The 26,721-nt window shown below is 59.9% G+C and carries 26 protein-coding genes; 14 read left to right on the top strand and 12 right to left on the bottom strand.

Annotated features, from left to right (window positions below; translation table 11 throughout):
* Positions 1-71: 71 nt before the first annotated feature.
* The 7 genes from SYN65AY6A5_RS03800 to rplI form a co-directional block, all read right to left on the bottom strand.
* The gene (locus SYN65AY6A5_RS03800) at positions 72-1,280 is read right to left on the bottom strand and encodes an MlaD family protein (RefSeq protein WP_099812083.1); all 1,209 of its coding nucleotides are present in this window, start codon (positions 1,278-1,280) and stop codon (positions 72-74) included.
* Positions 1,280-2,014 carry an ATP-binding cassette domain-containing protein gene (locus SYN65AY6A5_RS03795; protein WP_240530975.1) on the bottom strand — a complete coding sequence of 245 codons (735 nt, stop codon included), beginning with the start codon at positions 2,012-2,014 and terminating at the stop codon, positions 1,280-1,282. Before SYN65AY6A5_RS03795 ends, SYN65AY6A5_RS03800 begins: the two co-directional genes overlap by 1 nt.
* Before the next feature lie 313 nt (positions 2,015-2,327).
* Complete coding sequence (locus tag SYN65AY6A5_RS03790; protein ID WP_228375215.1) at positions 2,328-3,149, bottom strand: TerC family protein; 822 nt, start codon at positions 3,147-3,149, stop codon at positions 2,328-2,330.
* Positions 3,150-3,401: 252 nt separating this feature from the next.
* Entirely contained in the window at positions 3,402-4,208 is an 807-nt protein-coding gene (larB, locus tag SYN65AY6A5_RS03785) for a nickel pincer cofactor biosynthesis protein LarB (RefSeq protein ID WP_099812081.1), read from the bottom strand.
* 23 nt (positions 4,209-4,231) lie between these two features.
* Entirely contained in the window at positions 4,232-5,125 is an 894-nt protein-coding gene (locus tag SYN65AY6A5_RS03780) for a universal stress protein (RefSeq protein WP_099883935.1), read from the bottom strand.
* Positions 5,126-5,253: 128 nt separating this feature from the next.
* Positions 5,254-7,029, bottom strand: coding sequence for a replicative DNA helicase (gene dnaB / locus SYN65AY6A5_RS03775; protein ID WP_099813175.1), 1,776 nt, complete (start codon positions 7,027-7,029; stop codon positions 5,254-5,256).
* Positions 7,030-7,139: 110 nt separating this feature from the next.
* A complete protein-coding gene (gene rplI, locus SYN65AY6A5_RS03770; protein ID WP_011430393.1) occupies positions 7,140-7,601 on the bottom strand; it encodes a 50S ribosomal protein L9 in 462 nt (153 codons plus the stop codon).
* Positions 7,602-7,960: 359 nt separating this feature from the next.
* Between rplI and pstS the strand changes: the two genes are divergently transcribed.
* The 6 genes from pstS to SYN65AY6A5_RS03740 all read left to right on the top strand — a co-directional run bounded on the left by pstS (position 7,961) and on the right by SYN65AY6A5_RS03740 (position 13,227).
* Entirely contained in the window at positions 7,961-9,046 is a 1,086-nt protein-coding gene (pstS, locus tag SYN65AY6A5_RS03765; protein WP_099883933.1) for a phosphate ABC transporter substrate-binding protein PstS, read from the top strand.
* A gap of 71 nt (positions 9,047-9,117) precedes the next feature.
* Positions 9,118-10,086 carry a phosphate ABC transporter permease subunit PstC gene (pstC, locus tag SYN65AY6A5_RS03760; protein ID WP_099883931.1) on the top strand — a complete coding sequence of 323 codons (969 nt, stop codon included), beginning with the start codon at positions 9,118-9,120 and terminating at the stop codon, positions 10,084-10,086.
* Positions 10,087-10,092: 6 nt separating this feature from the next.
* Positions 10,093-10,992, top strand: coding sequence for a phosphate ABC transporter permease PstA (gene pstA / locus SYN65AY6A5_RS03755; RefSeq protein ID WP_099883929.1), 900 nt, complete (start codon positions 10,093-10,095; stop codon positions 10,990-10,992).
* Positions 10,993-11,028: 36 nt separating this feature from the next.
* Positions 11,029-11,856, top strand: a complete 828-nt coding sequence (gene pstB, locus SYN65AY6A5_RS03750) for a phosphate ABC transporter ATP-binding protein PstB (protein WP_099812076.1) — start codon at positions 11,029-11,031, stop codon at positions 11,854-11,856.
* Between the two features lie 65 nt (positions 11,857-11,921).
* Positions 11,922-12,749 carry a TlyA family RNA methyltransferase gene (locus SYN65AY6A5_RS03745; RefSeq protein ID WP_099884492.1) on the top strand — a complete coding sequence of 276 codons (828 nt, stop codon included), beginning with the start codon at positions 11,922-11,924 and terminating at the stop codon, positions 12,747-12,749.
* Between the two features lie 43 nt (positions 12,750-12,792).
* Complete coding sequence (locus tag SYN65AY6A5_RS03740; protein WP_011430399.1) at positions 12,793-13,227, top strand: hypothetical protein; 435 nt, start codon at positions 12,793-12,795, stop codon at positions 13,225-13,227.
* Between the two features lie 145 nt (positions 13,228-13,372).
* On the opposite strand, the gene SYN65AY6A5_RS14110 is transcribed toward SYN65AY6A5_RS03740, so the two are convergent.
* From SYN65AY6A5_RS14110 to SYN65AY6A5_RS03725, 4 genes are all read right to left on the bottom strand, one after another.
* On the bottom strand, positions 13,373-13,837 hold the full coding sequence (locus SYN65AY6A5_RS14110) for a hypothetical protein (protein WP_168173615.1): 465 nt from the start codon (positions 13,835-13,837) through the stop codon (positions 13,373-13,375).
* 160 nt (positions 13,838-13,997) lie between these two features.
* The gene (sat, locus tag SYN65AY6A5_RS03735; protein WP_168173349.1) at positions 13,998-15,179 is read right to left on the bottom strand and encodes a sulfate adenylyltransferase; all 1,182 of its coding nucleotides are present in this window, start codon (positions 15,177-15,179) and stop codon (positions 13,998-14,000) included.
* A 113-nt stretch (positions 15,180-15,292) separates the two neighbouring features.
* A complete protein-coding gene (locus SYN65AY6A5_RS03730) occupies positions 15,293-15,664 on the bottom strand; it encodes a hypothetical protein (RefSeq protein ID WP_011430402.1) in 372 nt (123 codons plus the stop codon).
* A 128-nt stretch (positions 15,665-15,792) separates the two neighbouring features.
* Positions 15,793-16,575 (bottom strand): ParA family protein, encoded by a 783-nt coding sequence (locus tag SYN65AY6A5_RS03725; RefSeq protein WP_099812072.1) that lies wholly within the window; start codon positions 16,573-16,575, stop codon positions 15,793-15,795.
* Between the two features lie 78 nt (positions 16,576-16,653).
* Between SYN65AY6A5_RS03725 and SYN65AY6A5_RS03720 the strand changes: the two genes are divergently transcribed.
* The 5 genes from SYN65AY6A5_RS03720 (at position 16,654) to SYN65AY6A5_RS03700 (ending at position 22,134) form a co-directional block, all read left to right on the top strand.
* Positions 16,654-17,940: a glucose-1-phosphate adenylyltransferase gene (locus SYN65AY6A5_RS03720; protein ID WP_099812071.1), complete on the top strand. Its 1,287-nt coding sequence runs from the start codon at positions 16,654-16,656 to the stop codon at positions 17,938-17,940.
* A gap of 152 nt (positions 17,941-18,092) precedes the next feature.
* A complete protein-coding gene (locus tag SYN65AY6A5_RS03715) occupies positions 18,093-19,865 on the top strand; it encodes an AarF/ABC1/UbiB kinase family protein (RefSeq protein ID WP_099813174.1) in 1,773 nt (590 codons plus the stop codon).
* Between the two features lie 42 nt (positions 19,866-19,907).
* Positions 19,908-20,282 carry a hypothetical protein gene (locus SYN65AY6A5_RS03710; RefSeq protein ID WP_011430406.1) on the top strand — a complete coding sequence of 125 codons (375 nt, stop codon included), beginning with the start codon at positions 19,908-19,910 and terminating at the stop codon, positions 20,280-20,282.
* A 162-nt stretch (positions 20,283-20,444) separates the two neighbouring features.
* Entirely contained in the window at positions 20,445-20,774 is a 330-nt protein-coding gene (locus SYN65AY6A5_RS03705) for a YggT family protein (protein ID WP_011430407.1), read from the top strand.
* The gene (locus SYN65AY6A5_RS03700) at positions 20,767-22,134 is read left to right on the top strand and encodes a cytosine deaminase (RefSeq protein WP_346426092.1); all 1,368 of its coding nucleotides are present in this window, start codon (positions 20,767-20,769) and stop codon (positions 22,132-22,134) included. Before SYN65AY6A5_RS03705 ends, SYN65AY6A5_RS03700 begins: the two co-directional genes overlap by 8 nt.
* Here the strand turns inward: SYN65AY6A5_RS03700 and SYN65AY6A5_RS03695 are convergent.
* Positions 22,131-23,300: a lipid-A-disaccharide synthase-related protein gene (locus SYN65AY6A5_RS03695; protein ID WP_011430409.1), complete on the bottom strand. Its 1,170-nt coding sequence runs from the start codon at positions 23,298-23,300 to the stop codon at positions 22,131-22,133. The genes SYN65AY6A5_RS03700 and SYN65AY6A5_RS03695 overlap by 4 nt on opposite strands.
* A gap of 127 nt (positions 23,301-23,427) precedes the next feature.
* On the opposite strand from SYN65AY6A5_RS03695, the gene SYN65AY6A5_RS03690 reads away from it, so the two are divergent.
* The 3 genes from SYN65AY6A5_RS03690 (at position 23,428) to SYN65AY6A5_RS03680 (ending at position 26,526) form a co-directional block, all read left to right on the top strand.
* Positions 23,428-23,733, top strand: coding sequence for a hypothetical protein (locus tag SYN65AY6A5_RS03690; RefSeq protein WP_011430410.1), 306 nt, complete (start codon positions 23,428-23,430; stop codon positions 23,731-23,733).
* 68 nt (positions 23,734-23,801) lie between these two features.
* Complete coding sequence (locus tag SYN65AY6A5_RS03685; protein ID WP_099812069.1) at positions 23,802-24,848, top strand: thiamine phosphate synthase; 1,047 nt, start codon at positions 23,802-23,804, stop codon at positions 24,846-24,848.
* Positions 24,849-25,002: 154 nt separating this feature from the next.
* A complete protein-coding gene (locus SYN65AY6A5_RS03680) occupies positions 25,003-26,526 on the top strand; it encodes an AAA family ATPase (RefSeq protein ID WP_240527872.1) in 1,524 nt (507 codons plus the stop codon).
* Positions 26,527-26,721: the final 195 nt, after the last annotated feature.

Genomic DNA, 26,721 nt, shown 5'->3' with positions numbered 1-26,721 from the left:
AGTTGAAGAAGTATGTCGAGCAGCAGGCAACGCCCAGATTGTGAGACTCAGGGGCATTGAACCCCTTCGTCTCACCGCCTATCCCCCATCCCGCCAAGCTGCGCTGTGGCGGGAGTACCCCAGAGGTTCTGATGGAAGCGATAATCCTGAGCCCCAGCAGGCCGGATCCCTTCCTCTGAAGGGGCGCTGGAGACCAAGTTGCTCAGCCCCAACACCAGTTCCCGGAGAGCGCGACGAAACTGGGGATCCCCGGTCAGCTCGTCGATATCGGCAGTGATCTTTTGCGCGTTTTGAAAGGTGATGCGGGCCGAGTCCAGAGTTTGGCGCAAGGTCGCCAGGGTGCCCGGATCGTTGAGGCTGGCGGCAAGCTGCCGCAGATCGTCGGTAGCTTGGGACACGTTCTCCGCCGCCGCTCGCACCTCGGCCAGGATCTGGCGCACATCCGCCTGCAGTTGCGGATCGGTAAGCAGCGGGCGAACCGCGCTCGACATGGCTTGCAGATCAGCGCTCACCTGCTGGATGTTTTCCAGGGCAGCCTGGAGGGAGGTGCGGTTCTGTTCCACCAGAACGGTGAACCGATCGGCAGCCGCTTGAAAACTGCGGGCCGTTTCCCTCACAGCTCCAGCCGCGTCTTGGATAGCCACAGCAGCCGAGGTAAATTGCGACAAGTCCAGATCTTCGGTGCGCAGGGCTGCCACCTGCTTCTCCACAGTTTCCGAGAGGTCGGCCACGCTGTTGGCAACACGGGTGATCCCTTCTAAGGTGGCGTTGAGGGTATCGAAGAACTCATCGTTGTTGATGCGCGTCACCAGCCGATCCACCTGAACCAGCAACTGGCCGAAACCCACGCCCGGCTCGCCCTCCACCCTATCCCCATCGCAGATGATCTGGCTGCGGTCGCAATCGGCTGCCAAGGGAGATCCTGTTAGCTGCACAGCCGCCTGCGGCAGGATATCCATCACCGTCTCCCCCACCAGCCCCGTCTGGGTGGTAACAAACAGGGCGTCGCGCGGGATGACCAGCGGCTGGTCGATAGCCACCTGCACCTCCACCTGGGCTGCCTGGGGCAGGATGCGCTCCACCCGGCCCACAGCTACTCCCCGCAGCCGCACGCTGGAGCCTTCCGCCAGGCCGGCCACATTGGGATAGGTGACGGTGAACCGAAAGCCGCGGCTGCCGAAGCGCAAGTTGTAGATCCACAAAAACAGCCCGGCAAAGCCCAGTGCCCCCGCCAAGATCAACAGGCCCACCGCCCCTTCTCGGATTGCTCGCGAACGCATCACACCTGCCCTGCCACTTGAATTGGCCCTTCTACGCTACCGCTGAAAAATTGCCGCACAAAGGGGTTGTCGCACGTTTCGATCTCTTGCACGGATCCCTCCCACTGCACCCGCCCCTGGGCCAAGAGCACAATCCGGTCGGTGGCGCGGTAGATGGTGCTGTGCTGGTGGGTCACCACAATGTAGCTCTCGCAAGCTTTTTTCACGCGCTGCAGATCCCGGATGAGATCTTCGATCACGGTGGAAGCAATGGGATCCAAGCCTGCTGTGGGCTCGTCGTAGAGCAGCAGTTGCGGCTCGTCCTGGGGCAGCGACGGATCCTCCATGATGGCGCGGGCGAAGCTGGCCCGCTTGCGCATCCCCCCAGAAAGCTCCTCCGGCAGGCTGTGCTCCTTGCCCGCCAGCCCCACCGCCTCCAGCTTGGCCGCCACCAGCTCCCGAATGCGTGCCCGCGGCAGCCGCGAGTGCTCATAGAGCAAAAAACCGACGTTTTCTTCCACCGTCAGGGAGTCGAAGAGGGCCGCTTGCTGGAATACCATGCCTACCCGCAGGGGGGGAGTCTGATGGCCGGCCTGAATTTCCGGCAGCGGGATCCCACACCAGAGCACCTCGCCAGCCTCCGGCTCCGTCAGGCCGGCAATAATGCGCAGCAAGGTCGATTTGCCGGTGCCGGAAGGCCCCACCACTCCTAGGGCATCGCCCCGGTACACCTTGAGGTCAATCCCATCCAGCACCACCGTAGACCCAAAGCGCTTGCAGACCTGCCGCAGCTCTACCAGAGGGATCGGATCGTTTACCTTGGCTGGAGAGGAAAGGGGCTGAGGTTGACCATTCTCTACCCCTGCTGGCGGCTTCTGCTGGCTGTCCCTGCTTGTGGCAATGGCTTGCTGGCAGCACTTTGCCCACCACTTCTGGCAAAACTGCGGAATCAGGATACCTTCCTCCGGTGGCTTGCCTCCACTACTAGTCTACAAGGCCCTCCCGTTGCCCGAACAACCTGCCGGCGTTCACCGGCCCCAGGGATCCGAAATTCCTCCCTGGGCTCCCTTAGTCCAGCTCAGCGGCAGACTCAACCTCAGCAAGAGCGGCTAAGCCGGCAGGGATCCCTTCCGTCGAACTGGGCAGAGTCGAATCTGGCTGGGCCACGGCTGGAGGAGAAGGACTGCGGCGCTGCGAAAAGCCCCAGACAAACAAAGGCAGCACAGCCAGCACCATCCCCCATTCCGGGAGCTCAATTTGGGGGAAAAACACCTCCAGCAGCATGAGGCTTCCCACCAGGGCGATGATGGCAAAGGCAGCATCTTCCAGGCGGGAAAACTCATCCAGCCAGCGCAAGAACAAAGAGGCCATGTAGCGCATCAGGGTGATGCCGAGAATGCCGCCGAGGATGATCACCCAAGCCTTGCGGGAGACGCCCACCGAAGCGGCGATGCTGTCGAAAGAAAAGACTAGATCCGTCAGCTCTACCATCACCAGAGTTTGCCAAAAATTGGCCTGGCGAGTGATGTCTTGCTCGGGTCCTTCTTCTTCCCCGCGAAAATGCTGCCAGGCCAGCCAGAGCAAGTAACAGGCCCCAAGAAACTGAGCGGGCGGATACTCCACCAGCCAAACCGCTGCAAACACAATGGCGATGCGAAAACCATAGGCGCCAATGATGCCCCAGCGCAAAGCCCGGTTCTGTTGCTGGGGGGTGGGCAAATGCTTGACCAAAGCAGCTAGGGCGACGGCGTTATCAGCAGAGAGGGCTGCTTCCAAAAACACCAGAGCCACCACCAAAAAGAGATCCGTCCAAGTGAAGGACTGAACGATCCCCTGAACAAGAGCCACAGCGGTATTTATTGCCTCGATGGACATAGCAGCAAGCTTCATGTACCCCGGCTAAAAAATCGTTCGTTCAGTGCAGCCAACCCCAGACTGCTATCCTATAATCGACAACTCCTTTCATTTGCTTTCATTTTTATGGTCGTTTTTATGGTCGTTAGGGAGCGCCCCAAGAATGATACCTGAGGAAAGAACCCACCCCTCAATTCTTGGAAACAACCTCCCAGCGGAGACAGCCAAAATCCCGGCCTAGCCATGGCCTGAGTATAGCCTGTCTGGCTTAGGATTGTTTTACATTTCTTAACCTTCTCCCTCTCCAGGGGATGCAGGCGAGGGCAATCGCGACGCCAGCCGCTGGCCACAGCGCAGGATCTGGCCGGCCAGAATCGCAGCCCCAAAGCCGTTGTCGATGTTCACCACTCCCACTCCCGCCGCACAGGAGTTGAGCATGGTCAGTAGGGCAGCCAAGCCCTGGAAGCTGGCCCCGTAGCCAACGCTGGTGGGCACAGCGATTACCGGACAGTCTGCCAGGCCCGCCACCACGCTGGCCAAGGCTCCCTCCATGCCTGCCACTACAATGAGCACATCGGCTTCCAGAGCGGCGCGGTGGTGCAGCAGGCGGTGGATCCCGGCCACTCCCACATCCCAGAGGCGGTTGACCTGAAACCCGGAGAGCTCGGCGGTGAGAGCGGCCTCTTCAGCCACCGGCACGTCGGCAGTGCCAGCGGAGATCACGCTAATCTGGCCGGGATAGCTATGCACCTTTTGGGGAGGGATCCAGCACAAGCGCGCTACAGGAGAATACTGGGCCTGGGGCAAGCGGCAGCGAACTTGGGCATAGACCGAGGGATCGACGCGGGTGGCCAAAGCTAGGGATCCCTGGCGGTGCAGCCGCTCCAGAATCTGGGCAATCTGCTCGGGAGTTTTGCCCGGCCCCCACACGGCTTCGGGAAAGCCGGTGCGCAGAAGGCGATGGTGATCCACCCGGGCGAAGTCTCCTACCGCCTCAAAAGGCAGGAAGCGACAGGCTTGCAGGGCCTGCTCGGGAGAGAGCTTCCCCTGAGCCACCGCCTGGAACAGTTCCTTCAAGGTTTGGTCAAGCGGCATAGAAGGGGGGTTGGGCAGCTCTACTACGCTAAGGAACCGCGCGGGAAAAACAACACCGGATGCCAACTTTGCCGTAGAATCTCGCCGGTGAGGCTACGGATTGACCACTCCCAAAAGGTCCCCACCCGTGGGGAGGCGGTGGCAATGGCGGTCATGTCCTCCTCAGCAGCGGTGGCTAGGATTTCCTGAAGCGGGGATCCCACCCGCACCAAGGCCCGCAACTGCACCGGTTTTACCTGCTCGACCAGCGGCTCGACTAACCGGGCCAAGTCGGCCTCGGCCCTGCGCTTGAGCTCTTCTGCCGGCGATCCCTGGTTGCGGCGGGCGCTGGGATCCACCACATAGAGCAGCGTAATGGCCTGACACTGGGAAGTTCCTGGCAGCAGTTGGCCAAGACGGCTGAGGAGCTGCCGGCGGGGCTCCTCAAAGTCAAAAGGCACTAGGAGGGAGCGAAATAGGTGGCGGCTGCGCAGGCGCAATTCTTCCAGAGTAAAGGCGGCGATGAGTTGCGGACGCATCACCATTACCGGGATGGTCAGCTTCGGCAGCAGCTCCAAGGTGGTGCTTCCAAACAGTTTTTCGGTGAGCAGATTGTGGATCCCCATGCCTGTGATTAGCAAGTCGGAGCTGCAGGTTTGGATCCCTCTTAAAATCAGATCCACCGCCTTGCCCGCCTGCACCAAGACTTTGACTTCCAGCCCTGCAGGAACGGCGCTCAACACCTCGTGTAAGCGAGCCTGTTGCGCCTGCACTTTGGGGGTGAGGTCTTCGGGAAGGCCAATGTCGTCGTCCTGCCGAGCAACGCTATGCACAAAAGCAACGCGCTCAATCCCATTCAGGTAAAGCTCTTCTAGGCATTTGCCAAAACGCTGCAGTCCATCGCGGCAATCGGTGGCGATCAACAGGCTTTTGAACATATGGCTTTAGGCAGAGGGAGGTAGCCAGCAACAGCAACCTGCCCTAGGGGGGCAATCTCAGGCTAACACCTCGCACCCCGGACCTGTCCTTGAAAGGAGTCCCGATCTACTTCTGCTGCGGCTTTCGCTCACCGATAGGGATCCGCCAGGTTGCGAAACTGGGTGTACTGGCTTTCAAACAAAAGGCGTACGGTGCCAGTAGGGCCGTTGCGATGTTTGGCGACGATCACCTCGGCAATGCCGCGATCGCTGGTGTTGGGATCGTAGTACTCGGGCCGGTAGATCATCATCACCACGTCGGCATCCTGCTCGATGCTGTTGTGCACCAGCAGGCCGTTGGCCACAAAGTTGTGGTGGCGGGGCATCTCGATGTCGTAAACCGGTTGCGGCTCCCCCGGCTCGCTAATGAAGACGACGGGATCCCAGATCAACCCCTCCTGCACCACCACCGCCACCTCCTCCTCCAGTTGCAGCTCGTCGAGGGTTTTCCAGCCGTCCCGAGTTAGGAAAGGGTGGTTGCCAGTGGCACGAATGGAAAAGTTGAGGCGGGTTTTTAGAAGACATGTGGGCTGCCGCCCACTGCAAAATACCCTCACTGGCTGTTGGGGCACCAGCCGCCCGCGCCCATTGAGGCTGAGCAGGCGCGGCAGTTCTGCTGAAGGCGGCAGGGCTGCCAGTTGCTCCAGCCGCCAGATCTTGCCGCGATCCACGTCCCTCACGCGGGTATCGCCGGCTAGACAACCCGACTCCCGCAAATCTGCCAGTTGCGGACGCTTGTCTGAGCGCGACTCCACTGCCCGGCTGAGCTGAGATAGCACCAGCACCGGCACCATCAGCTCTTTGGCTAGCGCCTTGAGGCCGCGGGTAATGCGCGACAATTCCTGCACCCGGTTGTCGGACTCAGATCCCTGGATGAGCTGCAAGTAGTCGATCAACACCAACCCCAACGTCCCTCCTTGCTCCACCTGCAGACGCCGCGCCTTAGAGCGAATTTCTGTAACCGTGCAGTTGGGCGTGTCGTCGATAAACAAAGGCAGTTGCGACAAAAAGCCAATCGCCTGCCCCAGGCGTTGCCACTCATTCTCGCTGATGCGCCCGGATCGCAGACGGCTACTATCAATGCGCGCCTCGCTGGCCAAGAGCCGCTGCACCAGTTGCTCCCGCGACATCTCCAGGCTGAAGATGGCCACCGGTTGCTTGACGTAGGCAGCCACATTTTGGGCAATGTTAAGAGCCAGGCTGGTCTTTCCCATCGAGGGACGGCCGGCTAGGATGACCAAATCCGACCGCTGCAAGCCCTGGGTCAGGTTGTCGAGGTCAATGAATTTGGTCGGGATCCCAGGGATCTGAGCCCCGCTCTGGAACCTCTCCTCCAACTCTGAGAAGATGTTTACCAAAACTTCCGAGGCTGGAACAAGGCTGCGCTGCACCCGTTCCTGGGTGAGGCTGAACACCTCTTGCTCGGCTCGATCCAGGAGCTGAGGGAGAGGCTGGCTAGTGTCGTAGGCCAGACGCGCCAAGGTGTTGCTGACTTGAATCAGCCGGCGGCGCATGTATTTGTCCACCACCAGACGGGCATACTGGTCAATGTTGACACTGCTAACCGTCTGCTCCACTAGGCGGCGAATTGCCGCCGTTCCTCCCACCCGCTCCAAGAGCTGGTGATCTGCCAACCAGGCAGAAACAGTGGTCAGGTCAGTGGGCTGGCCCTGGCTGTACAACTGCAGAGCAGCCCGGTAGATCTCCTGGTGGGCGGAGAGGTAGAACATCTCAGGCCGCAAGAGCTCCGCCACCCGCGCCATCGCCTCAGGGTCAAGGAGGATGCCGCCCAAGATCTCCTCCTCAGCTTCTATGTTCTGAGGCGGAAGCCGATCCCCACCGCTCAGGTCGTAATCGCTAATCACCACCAGCCAGGGTAGAAAAACCAAGCTCTCCCCCGCTCTCCGACTGCTAGGCTGCACACCCTAGCGCAGCGGGCCAAGTGGGCATAGCCGTCTGAACCAGAACCTCTTTTCTACTCAGGCGTGACCTGAATGCGCAGCGTAGCGGTAACCTCGGGGTGTAACTTCACCTGCACCAGGTAAACCCCAGTTTTCTTGATCTCCTCATCGAGTAGGACATTGCGGCGGTCGATATCGAGGCCACTGGTAGCCAGCACCACCTCGGCAATATCGCTGGCAGTTACCTGTCCAAAGAGCAGGTCTTTTTCGCCCACCTTCTTGCGGATGACAAAACGGCCAATCGTCTCCAAAGCCTTTTTGTAGTTTTCCGCCTGTTGCTTCTCAGCCAGCTTGCGGGCTGCTTCCTGCTCCCGCCGCATCTGCTGCTCCTTGAGAAGTCCAGGCGTAAGCCGCACCGCCATCTGCCGCGGGAAAAGGTAGTTGCGGGCATAGCCCGGCCTGACACTCACCACCTCTCCCGGCTTGCCGAGCCCAGGAACCGCCTGGCGCAGCATCACCTGCACATCTTTTGCCATAGGAGGAAGGCACCCACTCTCTTGACAGCTCTCTATTCTAGGCATTCCCCCGACCAATGTCAGCCCAGCCCCAGCCTCCCCCTGGGGTCTCTACCCTGATTAAGCCCGACAGTCGCGACCTCGGCTGCTGGGCCTAGAAATAACCTAGAAATAACCTGAATTTAACCTCTTGTTGACCCAAAAAGGGTTGACCTTACGTTACACTTAGCGACCGATTAGCGACTGAGTTGCAAGGGCTGGGGTCTCAACGAGATCCTGTGCTCTCTTCGGCCCGGTGGACTGAACTCTTGGAGTTAGGTTTCACAGTTGCAGCTTTTTGACCTGGGCTAGGACACGCTCTTCAGTGGAGAGATCTCTGTATGTTGATGTCGCATTCCTTGGGTCGTCGTTCTTTCCTTAAGTCCTTGTCGGCAGTTGCTGCGGGTTTTGCGGCAAGTCAGGCCGGCTGGCAGCGAGTGTTTGCCCAGCAGAAGACGATAACCATCAACGGCGCTGGAGCTACCTTCCCGGCCCCCCTCTACCAAACGTGGGCCCAAGAATTTGGCAAGAAAAACCCCAACATCCAAGTCAACTACCAATCGGTGGGGAGCGGCGCTGGCCGTCAGCAATTTGTGGCCCGCACTGTCGACTTCGGCGCCAGTGATAGCGTGCCGCGTCCTGAGGAGATTAGCAAGATTGAGGGTGAAGCCAACCCTCCCAAGGGCATGGTGGCCGTGCCTATGGTGGGCGGGGCATTGGTGGCAGCCTATAACGTCCCCGGCGTAGGTCCTGAAATTCGCCTCTCTCGCCTGGCGCTGGCCAATATCTTCCTGGGCAAGATCAAGATCAAGAAGTGGAACGATCCGCTGCTGGCTGGCCTTAACCCAGGCGTGACTCTCCCAGATCTGCCGATTACTGTTGTGCACCGCTCTGATGGCAGTGGCACCACCGACATCTTTACCACCCACCTCAACGCCATTAGCCCCGAATGGCGGCAAAAAGTGGGCCGTGGCTCTTCCGTGAACTGGCCAACTGGCGTGGGAGCTCGCGGTAACGAAGGCGTTTCTGAACAAATCAAGCAGATTCCTGGCTCAATCGGCTATGTGGAGTACGGCTTTGCTAAGCTCAACAACCTAAATTTCGCTCGCCTGGAAAACCGGGCAGGCAAGTTCGTCGTCCCCAAAGTTGAGACGGAGCAGGCAGCGCTGGCGAGAATCAAGCTCGACGAGCGGCTGCTGGGGGTTGACCCAGATCCCGAAGGGGAAGACTCCTACCCCATTGTGGGCTACACGTGGATCTTGGCTTACCAAGTCTACCCCAAAGCTGAAACCTCCAAGGCTGTCAGAGAGTTTCTTCGCTACGCCCTCACCGAGGGGCAATCCTTTGCGGAGCCGCTGGGCTATGTGCCTTTGCCGGAGGAAACGCGAAAGAAATCTCTGGCTGCCCTGGAAAAAATCACTCCGTAGAGGTTTGGAAGAAAGCTCTGGCTGCCCTGGAAAGCATCACTTTGTAGAGGTTTGTACCCCCTACCCAGCAGATGACCACTACCTTTTCGGAGAGCAGTTCTCTATTTCGGCCCCGGCCCGTCTTCCAGCGCCGGCGCGACTGGCTATTTATTTGGGCAACGCGGATCGCCGTCTTTTTCTCGGCTTTCCTACTGTTGTGGATTGCCCTGGAGATTGGGATTCAGGCGCTACCTGCCATTCGGAAGTTCGGGCTGGGCTTTTTCTGGGGCACCACCTGGGATCCTGTTGTGGACATTTACAGTGCTTGGCCCCAGATCTACGGCACGCTGGTAACTTCTCTGATTGCTCTGATCGTGGGCGTTCCCTTAAGCTTTGGCATCTCCATCTTTTTGAGCGAGGACTTTTTGCCCAAGCCTTTGCGCACAGCCTTGATCATCGTGGTGGAGCTGCTGGCAGCCATTCCCAGTGTGGTCTACGGCATTTGGGGGTTGTTTATCTTCGTCCCCTTCTTCCGCCCTATACAGATGTTTTTGTTCCAGCACTTCAACTGGCTGCCCATTTTCAGCACACCACCAGTAGGGCCTGGGATGCTGACATCGGGGGTTGTCTTGGGGATCATGATCATCCCCATCATTACTGCCATCGCCAGGGAAATGCTGGTGTCCGTTCCGCCAGAGTTGCGGGCGGCTGCCTATGCGATGGGAGCCACTCGCTGGGAAGCCATCTTTGGTGTCGTGCTGCCGGCAGCAATTGGCGGCCTCCTGGGAGCGGTGGTTTTGGGTTTGGGACGCGCCCTAGGGGAGACGATGGCAGTAGCGATGCTGATTGGGAATGCCCGCGGCATTAGCATCTCGCTTCTGGCTCCTGCCAGCAACATCCCAGCCCTATTGGCCAACGAGTTTGCGGAAGCGGGCCCCGAGCAGGTTGCAGCACTTATGTATTTGGCCTTGATTCTGTTAGCCATCACTCTGGTGGTTAACATTGCGGCGGAGCTGATGATACGCCGTGTCAAGTTTGCGCTAACAGCTTCGTGGGAGTAGAGGAACATGACAGCGCAAGTGCAGGCGGTAGAGCAAGGCAATTGGTTTAAGCGCAGAGCGAAGCCCTGGCAGCGCATCTTCTTGGATGTAGGAATGACAGCGCTGACAGCTATCTCCAGCATCTTCGCCATTTTTGTGCTGGCTCTCATCCTCTACTACGTTTTCACCAGGGGCATCGAGCGCCTGAACTGGCAGACGCTGACCCAGCTTCCCCCTCCTCCGGGCGATCAGGTGGGCGGATTTGGCAATGCGGTGCTGGGGACGATTATTGTGGTGTCGATTGCTATCTCCATCACATTCCCCATTGGTCTATTCGCAGCCATCTATCTCTCGGAGTTTGGCAAAAACAGCCCCGCGGCCTCCTTTCTGCGCTTCGTTATCAAGGTGTTGACGGGGGTTCCCTCCATCATTGCCGGGGTGTTTGCCTATGGGGTGCTGGTGCTTTCCTCCAAAACCTTCTCGGCCCTTGCCGGCGGGATGGCTCTATCGGTGCTGACCCTGCCTATCATCATTTTGTCCTGTGAAGAGGCGCTGCGCCTGGTGCCGGCCGATACGCGGGCTGCTGCCTATGCGTTGGGGGCTTCGCGAGTGCAGACGGTGTTTCGCGTGGTGTTGCCAGCGGCTCTGCCGGTGATCCTGACGGGGGTGACGTTGGCCATTGCCCGCGCTGCAGGTGAGACGGCGCCCCTGATCTTCACGGCTTTGTTTAGCTTTCTCTGGCCCAGCGGTTTGTTGAAGCCAGTGGCCTCGCTGGCTGTGTTGATCTACAACTTTGCCCTTGTCCCCTTTGAAAACCAGCAGAAGCTTGCCTGGGGAGGGGCTTTGGCTCTGGTGATTTTGGTCCTGATTACCACCGTCAGTTTCCGGCTCCTTGTGAGTCGTCGCCAAGAAGCCATCACTATCTAAGCCTTGCAGTGACGTTATCTTCTTTTCAACACGCCTATGCGCTCTCCACTCTCTGACAAGTCGGGCTCTCCTGAGCAACCCACCCGGTTGGAGGTTGAACTAGAGACGCGGGATCTGAGCGTCTACTACGGCTCCCACCTGGCGGTTAAGCAGGTTTCCCTGAAGATCCCGAAAAATCACATCACAGCCTTTATTGGACCCTCAGGTTGCGGCAAGAGCACTATTTTGCGCTGCTTCAACCGCATGAATGACTTAATCCCAGGGGCAAGGGTAGAAGGCTCCGTTATCTTCCACGGGAAAAACATCTACGACCCGGATGTGGATCCCTCTGAGGTGCGGCGGCGGGTTGGCCTAGTGTTTCAGAAGCCCAACCCCTTCCCCAAATCCGTCTACGACAACATTGCCTTTGGGCCCCGGATTAATGGCTACCAGGGGGATCTGGACGAGCTCGTGGAGCGGGCACTGCGCCAGGCCGTTCTCTGGGATGAGGTGAAAGATAAGTTGAGGATGAGCGCCCTTTCCCTCTCCGGTGGACAACAGCAGCGCCTCTGCATTGCCCGCACCCTGGCCATTCAGCCGGAGGTAATTCTAATGGACGAGCCTTGCGCCTCGCTGGATCCGATTTCTACGCTGCGCATTGAGGAGCTGCTTAAGGAATTGGGCCGTCGCTACACGATCATCATCGTCACCCACAACATGCAGCAGGCAGCTCGCGTGTCCGACTTCACTGCCTTCTTCAACACTGAACTTGACGAGAGAGGGATCCGCTACGGACGAATGGTAGAGTTTGACCGCACCGAGAAGATCTTCAACTCTCCCGCCAACCGCGAGACGGAAGAGTATGTGAGCGGACGCTTTGGCTAAGTCGCGGCTGACAGAAGGGATCCCGGTCGTCTATCTTGGTGGAGTGGAAGGCCAGTGGCTGGGGCATGGCCGAGCGAGTCCGCCTGGATACCTGGCTGGTGGAGCGAGGGTATTTTTCTTCGCGCCAGCAGGCGCAGCGGGCTATCTTGGCGGGAGAAGTCTTCCTCAACGGAGCACGGGCGGAAAAAGCCGGGACGTGGGTAAGCGGAGATCCTGTAGTCCACATCCAGGCCAAGTCTGCTTTTGTCTCGCGAGGAGGAGAAAAGCTTCAGGGGGCACTGCAAGCTTTTCCCATTCAAGTCCAGGGTCGCATCTGTTTGGATGCTGGCATCTCCACTGGGGGCTTCACCGATTGCCTCCTGCGACGAGGGGCGCAGCGGGTCTATGGGGTGGATGTGGGCTATGGCCAATTGGCCTGGTCTTTGCGAACTGACCCGCGGGTAATCCTTAAGGAACGAACCAACTTGCGCTATCTTCAGCCAGCCGATCTCTACGGAACCGAGGTGCCCACTCCCAACTGGCCGGATCTGGCAGTGGTGGATCTCTCCTTTATTTCCCTGACTAAGGTGTTGGATCCTCTGTGGAAGCTGTTGCGCTCGCCGCGGGAAGCCTTGCTGCTAGTCAAGCCGCAGTTTGAGGCGGGCCGAGGCCAGGTGGGCAAAAGGGGGGTAGTGCGGGATCCGTCTATCCACGCTCGCGTGCTCCAGACGGTGATGCAGGCGGCAGTGAGTCGCGGTTGGCGGGTGCAGGGCTATACGTGGTCGCCTATCACTGGCCCTGCCGGCAACATCGAGTACTGGCTATGGCTGGCGGAAGGGGAAGGGATCCCTCTCCCCGACCTCGGTGCACTTCAGCAGATGAGCGAACAGGCAAGAGCAGCCTTACACCCATAAAGTAGTGCACTTGTCAATACGTCATTATGCCGAGTTGAGAACGATGAGCGCAGCCATTGAAGAATTGTTTCAGGAAGGGATCCGGCGCTACGAGGCGGGGGAAGCGGCCAAGACGCTGATCCCTTCCTTCGAGGCCATTTGTAAGGGATCCCCGAAGGCGGCAGCAGCCTGGACTTGCTTGTCCTGGCTCTATCTTTTGGAGGGGCAAGCGGAAAAAGCCCTGAAAGCTGCCCAAACTGCTGTGAAGCTAGACCCGGTGGACGCCCAGCCGCGGGTGAACTTGACTTTGGCGATGCTGGAGCTGAAAAAAACAGGGGTACGCCAGCAGGTGGAGATCATCAAGCAAATCTTGGCGCGGGATCCCGAGCAGATCGAGGGGGTCAAATCTAACTTGGCAGAGGGAGGGAACCGCCGTCCCAATTGGCCTCAGTTGAGCAAGATGCACCAATGGCTATTTGAAGTAGACCAAGCAGGTTAAGCAGGCTTAACCCGATTTTGCAACAAGAATTTAGGAAAATCTAGAGCTTGTCAACTTAATCCGCAACTTTTAACAATATTCTCATAGAGTTGGTGCTAGACTTCTCTTACCAAATCGCAAGACGGTATTCTGGCACCGCTGTGAGTTAGCTTGCATCCCACGCAAGCCTGTGGATTTGTTGGGCTTTGAGGAGATGCAAGGGTTTCTGTTTGGTGTGACACTTCTTGCATCGACTTGCATTGAAATTGAGTTCTGCTTTTGATTTTCTTTGACTGTAAATTGGAGGAACTTGAAGATGAACCGTCAGACCGTTTGGGTTAAAGGCGAGACCCGCAACCACCAGGGCCACTTCATCCCTCAATCCGAGTATACGTTGGTCGATGTTGACCAAAATGGCTGGGCGTTGATCTGTGTTGACAATGCCCGCTGCTATTATGTGGATCCCGACCAGCTCCGCTTTGAGGCGGGATGAGGTCTGTTGCTGCCCATGGAGGGCTTCCTGGCGAGAGTTTCCTAGGAGAGCAGCATCCTTCCCCTGCTTTTGGGCGTGGGTTTGTTTATGGTTTGGTATCCCTGAGGCTGCGCCAGAGGACTGGCCGGTGATGCCCATGTACAGAACCGGTTTTAAGCTGATACCTGGGGGCTCTGCGACCGCAACCCAACGATCAATCTAGCGGAGTCAGCCTAGGCAAGGAGGCAGCGCCCTATTTCAGCTTGGCCGACTCCCCAAGAACACAGAGGGCCTGGGCTGGAGCAGGCTCTTTTTGCCCCTACTCAGGCTGTCCCCGCTCACGCATAGCTTCGGCCAGCAGTTGGGCTACCTCGGGGCGGGAGAACTCCGGCGGGGGGATCTCGCCGCGGCGCAGCATTTCCCGCACCTTGGTGCCCGAGAGGTGGATGCGCTGGTGGGGCTGGCTGGGGCTGGTCTTGGCCGTGGCCATGGTGCCGGTGACGGTGCAATAGAAGGCATGTTCAAACTTGAGGGGGATGATGCCCAGTTCCTCGGGACGGAACTCATCGAAAATGTGCTGGGCATCATAAGGGCCGTAGTAGTTGCCCACCCCGGCGTGATCCCGGCCCACAATAAAATGGGTGCAGCCGTAGTTTTTGCGAACGAGGGCGTGGAAGATGGCCTCGCGCGGGCCGGCGTAGCGCATGGCCGCAGGGTTGATGGCCAGGATCACCCGCTCCTTGGGGAAGTACTTTTCGATCAGCACCTCGTAGCAGCGCATGCGCACCTCGGCGGGGATGTCGTCGTTTTTGGTGGCCCCCACCAGCGGGTGGAGAAACAGCCCGTCCACGATTTCCAGAGCGCACTTTTGAATGTACTCGTGGGCGCGGTGGATGGGGTTGCGGGTTTGAAAGCCGACAATGGTTTTCCAGCCTCTTTCCCGAAACAGTTGCCGCGACTGGGCCGGGTCGATCTGGTAGGCCGGGAAAAGGGGATGGGGATCCCGCTGCAAGAGAGTTACAGGGCCGGCCAAATAGACGGATCCCTGTTGGTAGAGCACCTTCACCCCCGGATGCTGCTCATCGGTAGTGCGGTAGACCTGCTGCGCTTCGCGGGTTTTGTCGTAGGTGAACTTCTCGGTCAATTCCAACAGGCCCAAGAGCCTGCCCTCGGCATTGGCCAAGGCAATGGTCTGCCCTTCCTTGAGATCGGCAGCTATCTCGGCAGAGACCGGCAGCGTTACCGGCAGCGACCAAGCCAGGCCGTTGGCCAGGTGCATCGTCTCCAGAACCGACTGGTAATCTTCCCGCCCCATGAAGCCGGTGAGCGGGCTGAAGCCCCCGATGGCGATCATCTCCAGATCCGACTGGGCCCGCTCGTCGAGGTGGAGGATGGGGCAGTGTTCAGCTTTGGAGCGCAGCTCCTGCGCCTGCTCAGGGGAGGCAATGCGGTTGACCAAGGTGCCCCCGTGGGGCGGAATGGCATCGCCAGAAACAGTCATCTTCGCCTGGGATGGAGTCATAGCGTGCAGACCGGAACGGCAACCGAGCAGACAGGGATCCCTAACCCTACACCCTCCTTTCCTCCGGCGCAATCCAGACTAGTACCAACTGCCTAGTCCAGCATGTAGGGGGGCATATCTTCGTCGGTGGGCGACACGTTGTCAAAGATGGGCCGATTCATGATCTTCTTTTGCGCGTGCAGAGGCGAAGGCTGGGGTTGCGGCTTGGGTAAAGGTGCGACTTGCCCTCGGCGGCTTTGCAGTTCCTGAATGGTCTTGGCCCGCTCCTCGGCCACCGCCTGTAACTGGGCCAGCGCCTTCTGCAATTCGTCGCGGTGGGCAGTGACTTGCTGTAGCTGAGCTTGCAGGGCAGAGACTTTGTTTTGGTAGTCCTGCAAAAGTTGTTGAGCTTCGGCCAGTTGGCTTTTGAGGGTTTCAAGGTCCGGCGATTCTGGGGCTGGTTCTGTAGGAGACTGAGAAGACATCGTTGTCGGCTCCTCGCCCGTGGGAGTAGATTCTGCAGGGGTGGGCTCTGAACTGGTTTTAGCACTGGCCTTGCGCCGAGTGCGGGAAGTTTCTCCCGAAGAAGGAAAGAGGCTACGGTCCGATCCAGTCACAAGAGCACCTCATGTTCGACAAACTGCTCCAATCGCTGACACACCACCGAGCCAGGCCGATAGTCCATGACCGTCAAGCCGTAGTCAAAAGCGGTGCGCAAATCGCTGCTATCTGGAATGGTAACGGGTGAAAGCACATCCGCAAAAATCTGTTGCGCTTGCACATACAATTGCCCGGTATGGGATCCGGACCAGATGCCCCCTGGCAAGTAGCGGTCGTCCAGCATGGTCAAGATGGCGCGGACTTGGCTCAACTCGCCCTTCAGGGACTCGACATAGCGCAGGGTCACCTCTGTACAAGAGAAGTCGACGCGGTTGAGCCGTGTCGGGATCAACACCCGCTGGGCTGCCCGCAAAGCATTGGCGGTGAGGGCATTCAGCTCCCCTGGCGTGTCGAGAAAGACAAAGTCGTAATCCGGCAGCAGGGGAGCGAGCTGATGCTGCAACAGGTCTTGCCCGGAGTCGCCAGCAGCCGCCAGTTGGGCCGCCACTTCGGCCATGGTGCGGTGGGAGGGCGCCACATCCACTCCCTTGTCGGTGCAATAGATGACTTCCTCCAGAGGCCGCTGGTGGTGAGGGTGGAGGCTAGCCCAAACGGTCTCCTCTGGGGGAAGGGATCCGGCCTCTTCGAGGTAAAAGCTGCTGGCGGTGGTTTGGGAGGTGAGATCGACTAGCAGAACGGCGTGGCCCCGCTGGGCCGTCAACTGGGCCGCGTGGACGCAGAGGGTGGACTTGCCAGTGCCGCCCTTGTTGTTGGTAAAGGCCAGGATGCGTGCCATCAGCTTCCCCAGGGCCGTTGCAGCCGCTTCCCCTCGCCGCGGTCTATGCTATTGGGTGTAACCTGGTGGAGAACCACCATGCGCGATGTACTGGCAATTATCCTAGGCGGTGGGCGGGGCACCCGCCTCTATCCTCTAACCAAGCGCCGCGCCAAGCCGGCTGTACCTCTAGCAGGCAAGTATCGCCTTATCGACGTTCCGGTTAGCAACTGTATCAATTCCGATATCGATAAGATCTACGTCCTCACGCAGTTCAACTCCGCCTCGCTAAACCGCCACATCATCAATACCTACCGCCTGTCTCCCTTCACCGGCGGCTTTGTAGATATCCTAGCGGCCCAGCAAACCCCCGATAACCCCGACTGGTTCCAGGGCACGGCTGACGCCGTTCGCCAATATCTCTGGCTGATGGACTCCTGGAAGCCGCGTGACTTCCTCATCCTATCGGGGGATCACCTCTACCGCATGGACTACCGCCCCTTTATTCACTATCACCGGCAAACCGGAGCCGATGTGACGCTGGCGGTGCTCCCCTGCGAAGAAAAAGTGGCTTCGGGTTTTGGCTTGCTCAAGATCGACGCCGATGGACGGATCGTCGATTTCAAAGAAAAGCCGCAAGGGGAGCTGCTGAAAGCCTGTCAGGTGGATACCCAAGCCCTCGGCCTCAGCCCGGAAGAGGCCAAAGCCAAGCCCTACATCGCCTCGATGGGCATCTATGTATTCAGGCGGGAGGCCCTCATCGAGATGCTGAAGGTGAAGGAGCACACCGACTTCGGCAAAGAGGTGCTGCCGTCAGCCATCGGCAAGTACCATCTGCAGGCCTACCCGTTCAAGGGCTACTGGGAGGACATCGGCACCATCGAGGCTTTTTATCGAGCCAACCTGGCGCTGGTGCAGCAGCCCAACCCTCCCTTCAGCTTCTTTGACAGCGAAATGCCCATCTACACCCGCCCACGCTTTTTGCCCCCCAACAAAATCCTCGATTCCCAGATCGTCAACTCCATGATTGCCGACGGTTGCATCATCAAAAATGCTCAAATTCGCAATTCCATCATCGGCATTCGCAGCCGCCTGGAGGCCAATACCATTGTAGAGAATACCCTGGTCATGGGGGCCGATTACTACGAGTCGGCAGAAGAGCGGCAGGCCAAGCTGGAGGCTGGGATCCCACCGGTGGGCATCGGCGCCAACTCCCACATCGTCAACGCCATCGTGGACAAAAACGCCCGCATCGGGCGCAATGTCCGCATCCTCAACAAGGATCACGTCAGCGAAGCGCAGCGGGAAGAGGAAGGGATCTGGATCAGCAACGGCATCGTCACCATCATCAAGGACTCGGTGATCCCGGACAACACCGTCATTTGATCGGGGGAAGCCGGCTTTGGCCGAGAACCTGGCTGGCGAACGCTGAGGAGGCGCTGTTAAGCAAGATAAGAGAAAACAAGAGGCTTTTGCCATTACGATAGATTACGATAGATATTAAGAGCTTTAAAAACAGATTGTGAGATCCCTTGAGCGTGGTTAACAGGATTTCCTCCATTGCCGACCTAGAAGTTTACGATCCGCAATTCATCACTCGTTACTACCGCTGGCGCCTGCTCCGGGTGATGGGTCGGGCGCTGGCCATTCTCTGGCCCCTCCTCTGGTTTGTTCTCTGTCTACGCTGGGATCAGCTTTGGGGACAGGGCGATCGCAAAGTGCCCCAGCGGGCAGAGCAGTTGCGCAAGCTGCTCACTGACCTAGGGCCTACCTTCATCAAGGTGGGGCAGGCCCTCTCGACGCGACCGGACTTGGTGCGCAAAGACTACTTGGAAGAGCTCACCAAGCTGCAGGATCAATTGCCCAGCTTTCCTTCCCAGGAGGCGTTTGCCCGCATTGAGTCAGAGTTGGGCCGTCCGATCACCGAGATCTACGCCCAGATCTCGCCCGAGCCGGTGGCTGCCGCCAGCTTGGGCCAAGTTTACAAAGCGCAACTGCACAGTGGCGAATGGGTGGCGGTGAAGGTGCAACGGCCCCACCTGCGGGAGCGGCTGAGCCTGGATCTGTACCTCATCCGCTGGGCCTCCACCTGGCTGGGGCCTTGGCTGCCCCTGAACCTGGGCAACACCTTGACGGCGGTGGTGGATGAGTTTGGTCGCAAGCTGTTTGAGGAGATCGACTACCTGCAGGAGGGACGGAACTGCGAGCGCTTTGCCGAATACTTTCGCGGCGATCCCGATGTGTATGTGCCGCGCATCTTTTGGGCCTACAGCACCCGCCGGGTGTTGACCCTGGAGTGGATTGACGGCATCAAGCTCACCGATGTGGAGCGCATTCGGGCGGCCAACTTGGAGGTGAAACAACTGGTGCGCATCGGCGTGGTGGCCGGACTGAAGCAGTTGCTGGAATACGGCTTTTTCCACGCCGATCCCCATCCGGGCAACCTGTTTGCCCTCCCCGATGGCCGCCTGGCCTACATCGACTTTGGCATGATGGATCAGCTCACCGAAGAAATGAAGGAGTACCTGGTGGACGCGCTGGTTCACCTGGTGGATCGCGACTACGACGCCTTGTTCGACGATTTTATTCACTTGGGCTTTTTACAGCCGGATGTCAACCGTCAAGAGCTGATCCCTGCTTTGGAGACGGTGTTGGCGGATGTGTTGAACCAGGAGGTGGGCAACTTTAACTTCAAAACCGCCACCGACCAGTTCTCCGATTTGATGTACCGCTACCCCTTTCAGGTGCCCTCCCACTTTGCGTTGGTCATCCGCTCTTTGGTTACCCAAGAGGGGGTGGCCCTCAGCCTCTATCCGCAGTTTCGCATTGTCGGCGTGGCCTATCCCTATGTGGCCAAGCGCCTGCTGACGGACGAATCGCCCCGCATTCGCCAGCGGCTGCTGCAAGTGCTAATTAAAGATGGCAAGTTCCGCTGGAACCGCTTGGAGAACCTGATCCAAATTGCCCGCAGCGATGGGGGGCTGGATTGGGTACCCACCGCCCGCATGGGTTTGCGCTACCTGATGTCGGAGGAGGCCCGTGAACTGCGCCGCCAGTTGGTGCTTTCTCTCACGGAAGATGACCGCCTTCACTTTGAGGAGCTGCAGCGGCTGTGGCATGTGATCAGCCCCGACTTGTCTCCAACTCACCTCTGGCAGGCGGCACTGGGATCCCTGCCCTCAACCAGCGATCTGCAACATACTTTGGCCGAGTTGAGGGAACAGGTGCAGGCCCACCTGGAGCGGCTCAGCCCCTGGCGACTTCCCCAGCCCTGGCCGAATTGGCTGGCGGGAGTGGGACAGGAAAGGTAAAACGGAAAAAGATAGCTTAAGTTTGGTGAGCTGGACAAAAGCGTGGCAGATCAGAAAGGCGACTTCATTGCCGGTGTGGTAGCCGGCGCTGTGTTGGGCGGGATCATCGGCGGGGTGATCGCCTTTGTGCTGGCCCCCCGACTAAGCAAGGGATCCGCCGAAGGCCAGCGCCGGGATCCCGACCGTCTCAACGGCACCTCTGTCCCTCCTGAACGACCGCGCCTCCGAGCCTCGGGTGAGCCGGCTGTGCCCAGCTCCGGCGACTGGAGGGAGTGGGAACAGGAAACAGAGCGGATTGCCCAGGCCCGCCGCACCCTCGAAGCCAAGATTGCCGAGTTGAACGAGGCGATCCAGGCCACCCGCGCACAACTGCTCGTCAAGGAGATATCTTCTAGCGCTGTCGAGGAAAAGCCTTAAGCAGGGGACCCCTGTCCATGCCAAACTAGAGGCGGCACTGGCTTTCTCCTCTGGGGAGTGCCAGCGTTCTCGCCTCTCGGCTGAGTTGCTCTCCTGGATCAGGTCTGCCTCTGCCGACAGCGCTTAAGTTGTTGAAGAGTTGTTCCCTCGCTGTTTCTAACCATGATGCTCAGCCCTTTGTTGCTCCCTCTCCCTTGGACAGACGGCCTCTCTCTGGGGCTGGTCTACGGCAGTGCCGCGTCTTTGCTGTTTCGCTCCCTTTACCAGTTCATCGTCATTTACAACGCGCTGTTGATTGTGCGGATTTTGCTGAGCTGGTTCCCGCAACTGAACTGGTCTAACCCCATTCTGTCGGTGCTCAGCCAGCTCACGGATCCCTATCTCAACCTCTTCCGCGGCCTCATCCCCCCCATCGGCGGCCTGGACTTCTCCCCCTGGTTGGCCTTTATTTTGCTGAGCTTTGCCATGCAGGTGGTGGGCCAGTTTGCCTAATTGCTGTACCACTGTGCAGATCCCTGGCGCTGCCCGCTACTGGCTGCTGAATGCCCAAGTTCCCATCTCGGTGCTGAAGGATGTGGTGCCAGCGGCGGTTCCCAACCGAGAGGGCTTGGTGCTGCTGGATCTGGAGATTAGGGAAGGGCGAATTGGCCATATCCGAGCGGCCACAGGGATCCCGCCCCAGGGAATCCCGAGTGTAGATCTAAGGCGGGGCCAGGTGTGGCCCTGTTTTGTCGATATCCACACCCACCTGGACAAAGGGCACGTGTGGCCGCGCAGCCCCAACCCCGACGGCACCTTTGCCGGGGCCACCCGGGCCGAGCAGGAAGACTGGGCCAAGATGGAGCGGGCCTACGCCGGCAGGCGAGAAAAACTTTGGCAGGATGTCTACCGCCGCTGCAACTTTGGCCTGCGCTGCAGCTACGCCCATGGATCCCAGGCGGTGCGCACCCACCTGGTTTGCGAGGGCCCTCAAGCCGAGGTGAGCTGGGAAGTCTTTGCCCAGTTGCGCCGAGAGTGGGCGGGCAGGCTAGAGCTGCAGGCGGTGACGCTGACCTACTTGGATGTTTTTCTCACACCGGCAGGGGAGAAGCTGGCGGACAAGGTGGCGGAGCTGGGCGGGATCCTGGGCGGAGTGGCGGCGATGGGGCCGGAGCTGGATAAGCAGTTGGAGCGGGTGTTTGCCCTGGCCCAGGAGCGGGGGCTGGATCTGGATTTTCATACCGATGAGACAGACGACCCTGAATCCCTGACGTTGCGGCATGTGGCAGCGGCAGCCCTGCGCCATGGGTTTGCAGGCCAGGTGGTGTGCGGCCACTGCTGCAGTTTGGCGGTGCAGCCGCCGCAGGTGGCCCACCAGACCATGGCCCTGGTGAAGGAGGCGGGGATCGCCGTGGTCAGCCTGCCCCTGTGCAATCTCTATTTGCAAGACCGCCGCCCCGGCCACACGCCCCGCTGGCGGGGGGTGACGCTGCTGCACGAGCTCAAAGCCTTGGGCGTGCCGGTGATGATCGCCAGCGACAACTGCCGGGATCCCTTCTACGGCTTTGGAGATCACGATGGCCTAGAAGTGTTTCGGGAGTCCACCCGCATCCTGCACCTGGACACCCCCTATGGGGATTGGCCGCAGGCCATCACTGCCACCCCGGCCCGCATGATGGGCTTGGTAGAGGCCGGGGCGATTGGGGTGGGCCTGCCGGCAGACTTGGTGCTGTTCAAGGGGCGGGGGTTTGACGAGCTGCTTTCCCGACCCCAGCACGACCGGGTGGTGCTGCGCCAAGGTCAGCCCATCGACACGGCGCTGCCGGACTACGCAGAGCTGGACGACTTGATGGAGAGGGTGGGGCGGACTTAGCCAGCGGGGTTGGGGAGCCAGGCTTTAATCTGGGCGGCAATGCGCTGAGCAGCGCCAGGGGATCCCATACGCCGCTGCCCGTGGGCTCGCAGTTGGTCGGCGTAAGCGGGATCGCTGGCCAGGCGGCTCAGAATCCGGCAGAGCACGGCAGGGGCCTGCTGGGGTGAAGTGAGGTGGACTGCGGATCCCAGGAGACGGGTTTGAGCTTCGGCAAAGCGGGGGGTAAATTGCGGCCCCTCCCCCGGCAGGGTGACCACCGGCTTCCCTAGGCCCACGCATTGTTCCGTGGCCGTCCCCGCCATGGCCAGCACCGCTGTTGCCCGGTGAGCACAGGTGCCAAAATCTCCCCACACCAGGAGCAGGTCGCGGCGTCGAGCAGGGATCCGCTCTTGAAGGGGGTTCCGCTCCAGGTTAGGGCTGAGGGCGGCGTAAACTTGGATTTCCGGCGGCAGTTGCTCTACCACCTGCATCATCAAGGCCCAGTTGCGGTAGGCTTCCGGCGGGCGGGATCCCGGCAGCAGCAGCACCGCGGGCCGGTCGGGATCCAAAGGCAATTCTCCCCGCGGCTCCAGGTCATCCATCATCGGGTTGCCCAGGTAGAAAGCCCGGAGGCCCCGTTTTTGCAGAGCGGTGGCCGTCAGCTCATCTCGCAAGAAGGAGCCGCGACAGCGCCTGCGGGCCATGAGCCAGCGCTCCCAGGGCAGGTAATCGGAAACCGGCTGTCCCAGCCAAGCGCGTCGGTAGGGCCCTTGTTCGTCCCGCCAATAATAGTCCGACTTGGCTGTGCCCACGAAGACGTAGGGGCTGCCGCTCCACCAGGCCATTAACAAAGGCACAATGTCCCCCACCGCCAGCACCAGCTCGACCTGAGCCGCCGCCCGGCGAACCAAAGCCAGTTGCCGCCCCGTCAGGCCCAGCAAGCCAGCGCGCAGATCCCGCCACAACTGCCGCCAATCTTGATAGATAAATCCCCCTGAAGGCATCACCTGGGTCAGGGGCAGCAGCGGGATGCCGCGGCGGCAATAGGCGGTGCCTTCCCCCACAATCGGCAGGGCTTGCACCGAGATCCCCAGGCCGGTCAGGGCCAGGGCGATGCGACTGCCCACCTCATCTTCCCCGTGGCCATTGCTCAGGCACAGCACCCGCGACAAATTCTGTGGATTCATTGGGTAGAGGATGGGAGTTCAACTCTGGGGTGTTGCCGCCTCCATTCGAGCTAAACGAGCAGAACCCTGTAGCTTACCAAAAATCTCTTCTTAAAATAGAGCCAACCTGCGAGGGGAAGCCAGGGTAATGATCCGAAATGAGCGACAACGAGCCGAGTTTATTGCAGCGGTGGAAGCTTTGCGCCTGGAAGGCCCTTACTTCGTCGAGACCCGTCTTACCCGTCAGCGGGGGTATTTTTGGCGGGCGGTGAAGGATGTGGCCGCCGGCCAGCCCTGGTGGGAGATCCGCTACTTTCCTGCCTGCGAGTGCTATGCTTGGGCCTACCTGCCGGAAGGGATCGGCCCCCGTGAGTTTGCCTGGGGACACACGCCACAGCAAGCTTTCCTCAACGCCCTTTGGCAACAGCCTGCCTCCTTTTCGGACAAAGGCTAGGACAGGTGCCAGAGAAACCGTTTCAACTTACAGTAAAAAAAAGATTAAAACTCCCACGCGCAGGGGACATGAAACCGCAGGCCGTCGCCCGTATCCTGGATGCCAACCTCGACCGAGCTCGTGAGGGATTACGGGTGCTAGAGGAGTGGTTTCGCTTTGGCCTAGAAAACGGCGAGCTGGCCAGCGAATGCAAGGCCATGCGCCAAGCCCTGGCCCGCTGGCACAGCGACCCGCTGCGGTTGGCCCGCGACACCCCTGCCGATCCGGGCACCCAGATCTCCCATCCGCAAGAGGAGCAACGGCGGGATCTCGGCCACCTGCTGCAGGCCAATTGCAGCCGTGTGCAAGAAGCGCTGCGGGTCTTGGAAGAATACGGCAAGTTGGCCGAGTCCAGTCATTGGGTAGCACCCGGCCTGGCCAAGCTGGCCAAAGACATGCGTTATCGGCTCTATGTTCTAGAAAGCGAGCTGCTGGGGGGATCCCTGCGCCAACGGCTGTTGGCGGCCCATCTCTACCTGGTCACCAGCCCGGTGCCCCACTGGCTGGAGGTGGTGGAAAAGGCGCTGCGGGGAGGGGTGACGCTGGTGCAGTACCGCCGCAAGAACCTCACCGATAGGGAGATGCTCTGGGATCTCAAACAGCTGCGGCAACTGTGCGACCGCTACCAGGCGTTGATGATTGTCAACGACCGGGTGGACTTGGCCTTGGTCAGCCAAGCGGATGGGGTGCACCTGGGCCAGACGGATCTGCCGGTTGCCCAGGCGCGGCACCTGCTGGGATCCCAGCGCCTGATTGGCCTGTCGACCACCAATGCCGAAGAGCTGGCCCAAGCCCTCAATAGCGGCGTGGACTATATCGGTGTCGGCCCCGTCTATGCCACCCCCACCAAAGCGGAAAAACCCCCCGCCGGCCTGGAGTACGTGCGCCTGGCCGCTGAGAAGGCCCACTTGCCCTGGTTTGCCATCGGCGGCATCGACCTCCACAACCTGGCCGAGGTGCGCCAGGCAGGCGCCAGCCGCGTAGCCGTGGTGCGGGCTCTCATGGAGGCGGCGGATCCCACCCAGACCGCCCGTGCCATGCTGGCCGAACTGCAACGGATCCCTGCTCTATCCTGAAGTTAGACACAGAATCTTCTCAAAACCCTCCTAACTCCCGATGGCAGAAGCCGTAAAAGATCTCACTGACCCCACTCGGCAAAGCGGCGGGGATCCCATCCTGAGCGGGATCGCCACCGAAGTGCAAGGGGAACTGGTGCGGGAGCTGGATCTGATGATCCGGGCTCGCTACCCCCTGATCTACTTGGTTTCTCCAGAAGAGGAGCCAGCGGATGCTGTGCTCGTGCAAGTAGCCAAGAGAACCGATCCGCCGCGGCGGCTGCTGTTTTGGGACGTGGTGCGGGGCTGGCAAGATAGCGGCGAAGATCGCGGCTCCATCATGGCCGCCCTGGGGCGGGTGTGGCGCTCGGCTCCTCAGGAAGACACCCTGTTTGTGTTGCGGGATCTGCACTTTGTGCTGCGCAACGCCAGCAGCGACAAAAACGCCCCTATCCTGCGGGAGCTGAAAAACCTCAGCCGCGAGCTCAAGCGCACCCGCAAGACGCTGATCCTGCTCAGCCACATTCTAGAAGTGCCCAGCGACCTGGCCGAGGAGATCACCGTCGTCGACATTCCCCTGCCCAACAGCGAAGAGATCAGCCGCCTCATCCAGCTCTATGTGGCCCCGGAAAAACTCAAGCTCACCCCCCTGGCCCGCGAGCAACTGGTCAAAGCCTGTCAGGGGCTGAGCCGGGAGCGCATCCGCCGCGTCTTGGCTCGCGCCCTGGCCGCCAAGCAGGAGGTGAACGAGGCCGACATCGACCTGGTGTTGGAGGAGAAAAAGCAGGCCATCCGCCAGACCGGCATCCTGGAGTTTTTCACCGCCCGCGAGACCCTGAAAAGCGTGGGCGGGCTGGACAACCTCAAAGCTTGGGTGCGGGTGCGCCAGGAAGCCTTTACCGAAGAGGCGCGGCGCTACGGCCTGCCCAATCCCAAGGGCGTGCTGCTGGTGGGGATCCAGGGTACCGGCAAGTCCCTCTCCGCCAAAACCATCGCCAACGAGTGGCGGCTGCCGCTGTTGCGGCTGGACGTTGGGCGGCTGTTTGCCGGCATTGTTGGCGAATCGGAAAGCCGCGTGCGCCAGATGATCCAACTGGCGGAGGCCATGGCCCCCTGTGTGCTCTGGATTGACGAAATCGACAAAGCTTTTGGCAACATCACCAGCAGCGCCGACGGGGACTCGGGCACCAGCCGTCGGGTGTTTGGCAGCCTGATTACCTGGATGCAGGAGAAGACCAGCCCCGTTTTCATCGTGGCCACCGCCAACAACGTGCCCCTCTTGCCGCCGGAGCTGCTGCGCAAGGGCCGCTTTGACGAGATTTTCTTTCTCAACCTGCCCACCCAGGCCGAGCGCAAGGAGATCTTCCGAGTGCACCTCCAGCGGCTGCGCCCCAGCCGGCTGCGGGAGTTTGACCTAGATGAGCTGGCAGCAGCCGCCCAAAACTTCAGTGGCGCCGAGATCGAGCAGGCTATCGTTGACGCTATGTACAACGCCTTTGGAGGCAGCGGCAGCGGCGCTCGGCGAGACTTTACCCAGGAAGACATCCTGCAGGCCATCCGCGAAACTGTGCCCCTGGCCTCCATTGCCCGCGACCAGATCGAAAGCCTTAAGTGCTGGGCCGCCCAGGCAGGCGCTAGAACCGCCTCCCAGGATGCTCAGGTGCTGCAGGAGATGAAGCAGTGTTTTGCAGCTTCCTAGAGGGGATCCCCGATTTTTCCTGCTTGAGGGGAGCGAGTGGGAAGCCCCCTAGGCTCGGGTTTGGGCCTTGGAGTCGGATCCCGTCACTGAGGCATTAGTTCGCCTCTTCCCCTTCGTCTCTGGGAATGGATGGTCGAGATAACCCCACCTCCGGCATCCCCTCGTGTCACAATGGGTAAAGATCGGCTTTTTTTG

The sequence above is a fragment of the Synechococcus sp. 65AY6A5 genome (assembly GCF_002760415.1).
Taxonomy (GTDB): domain Bacteria; phylum Cyanobacteriota; class Cyanobacteriia; order Thermostichales; family Thermostichaceae; genus Thermostichus.
The sequence above is the reverse complement of the archived record's forward strand: the minus strand, read 5'-3'. Positions and strand labels throughout refer to the sequence as shown.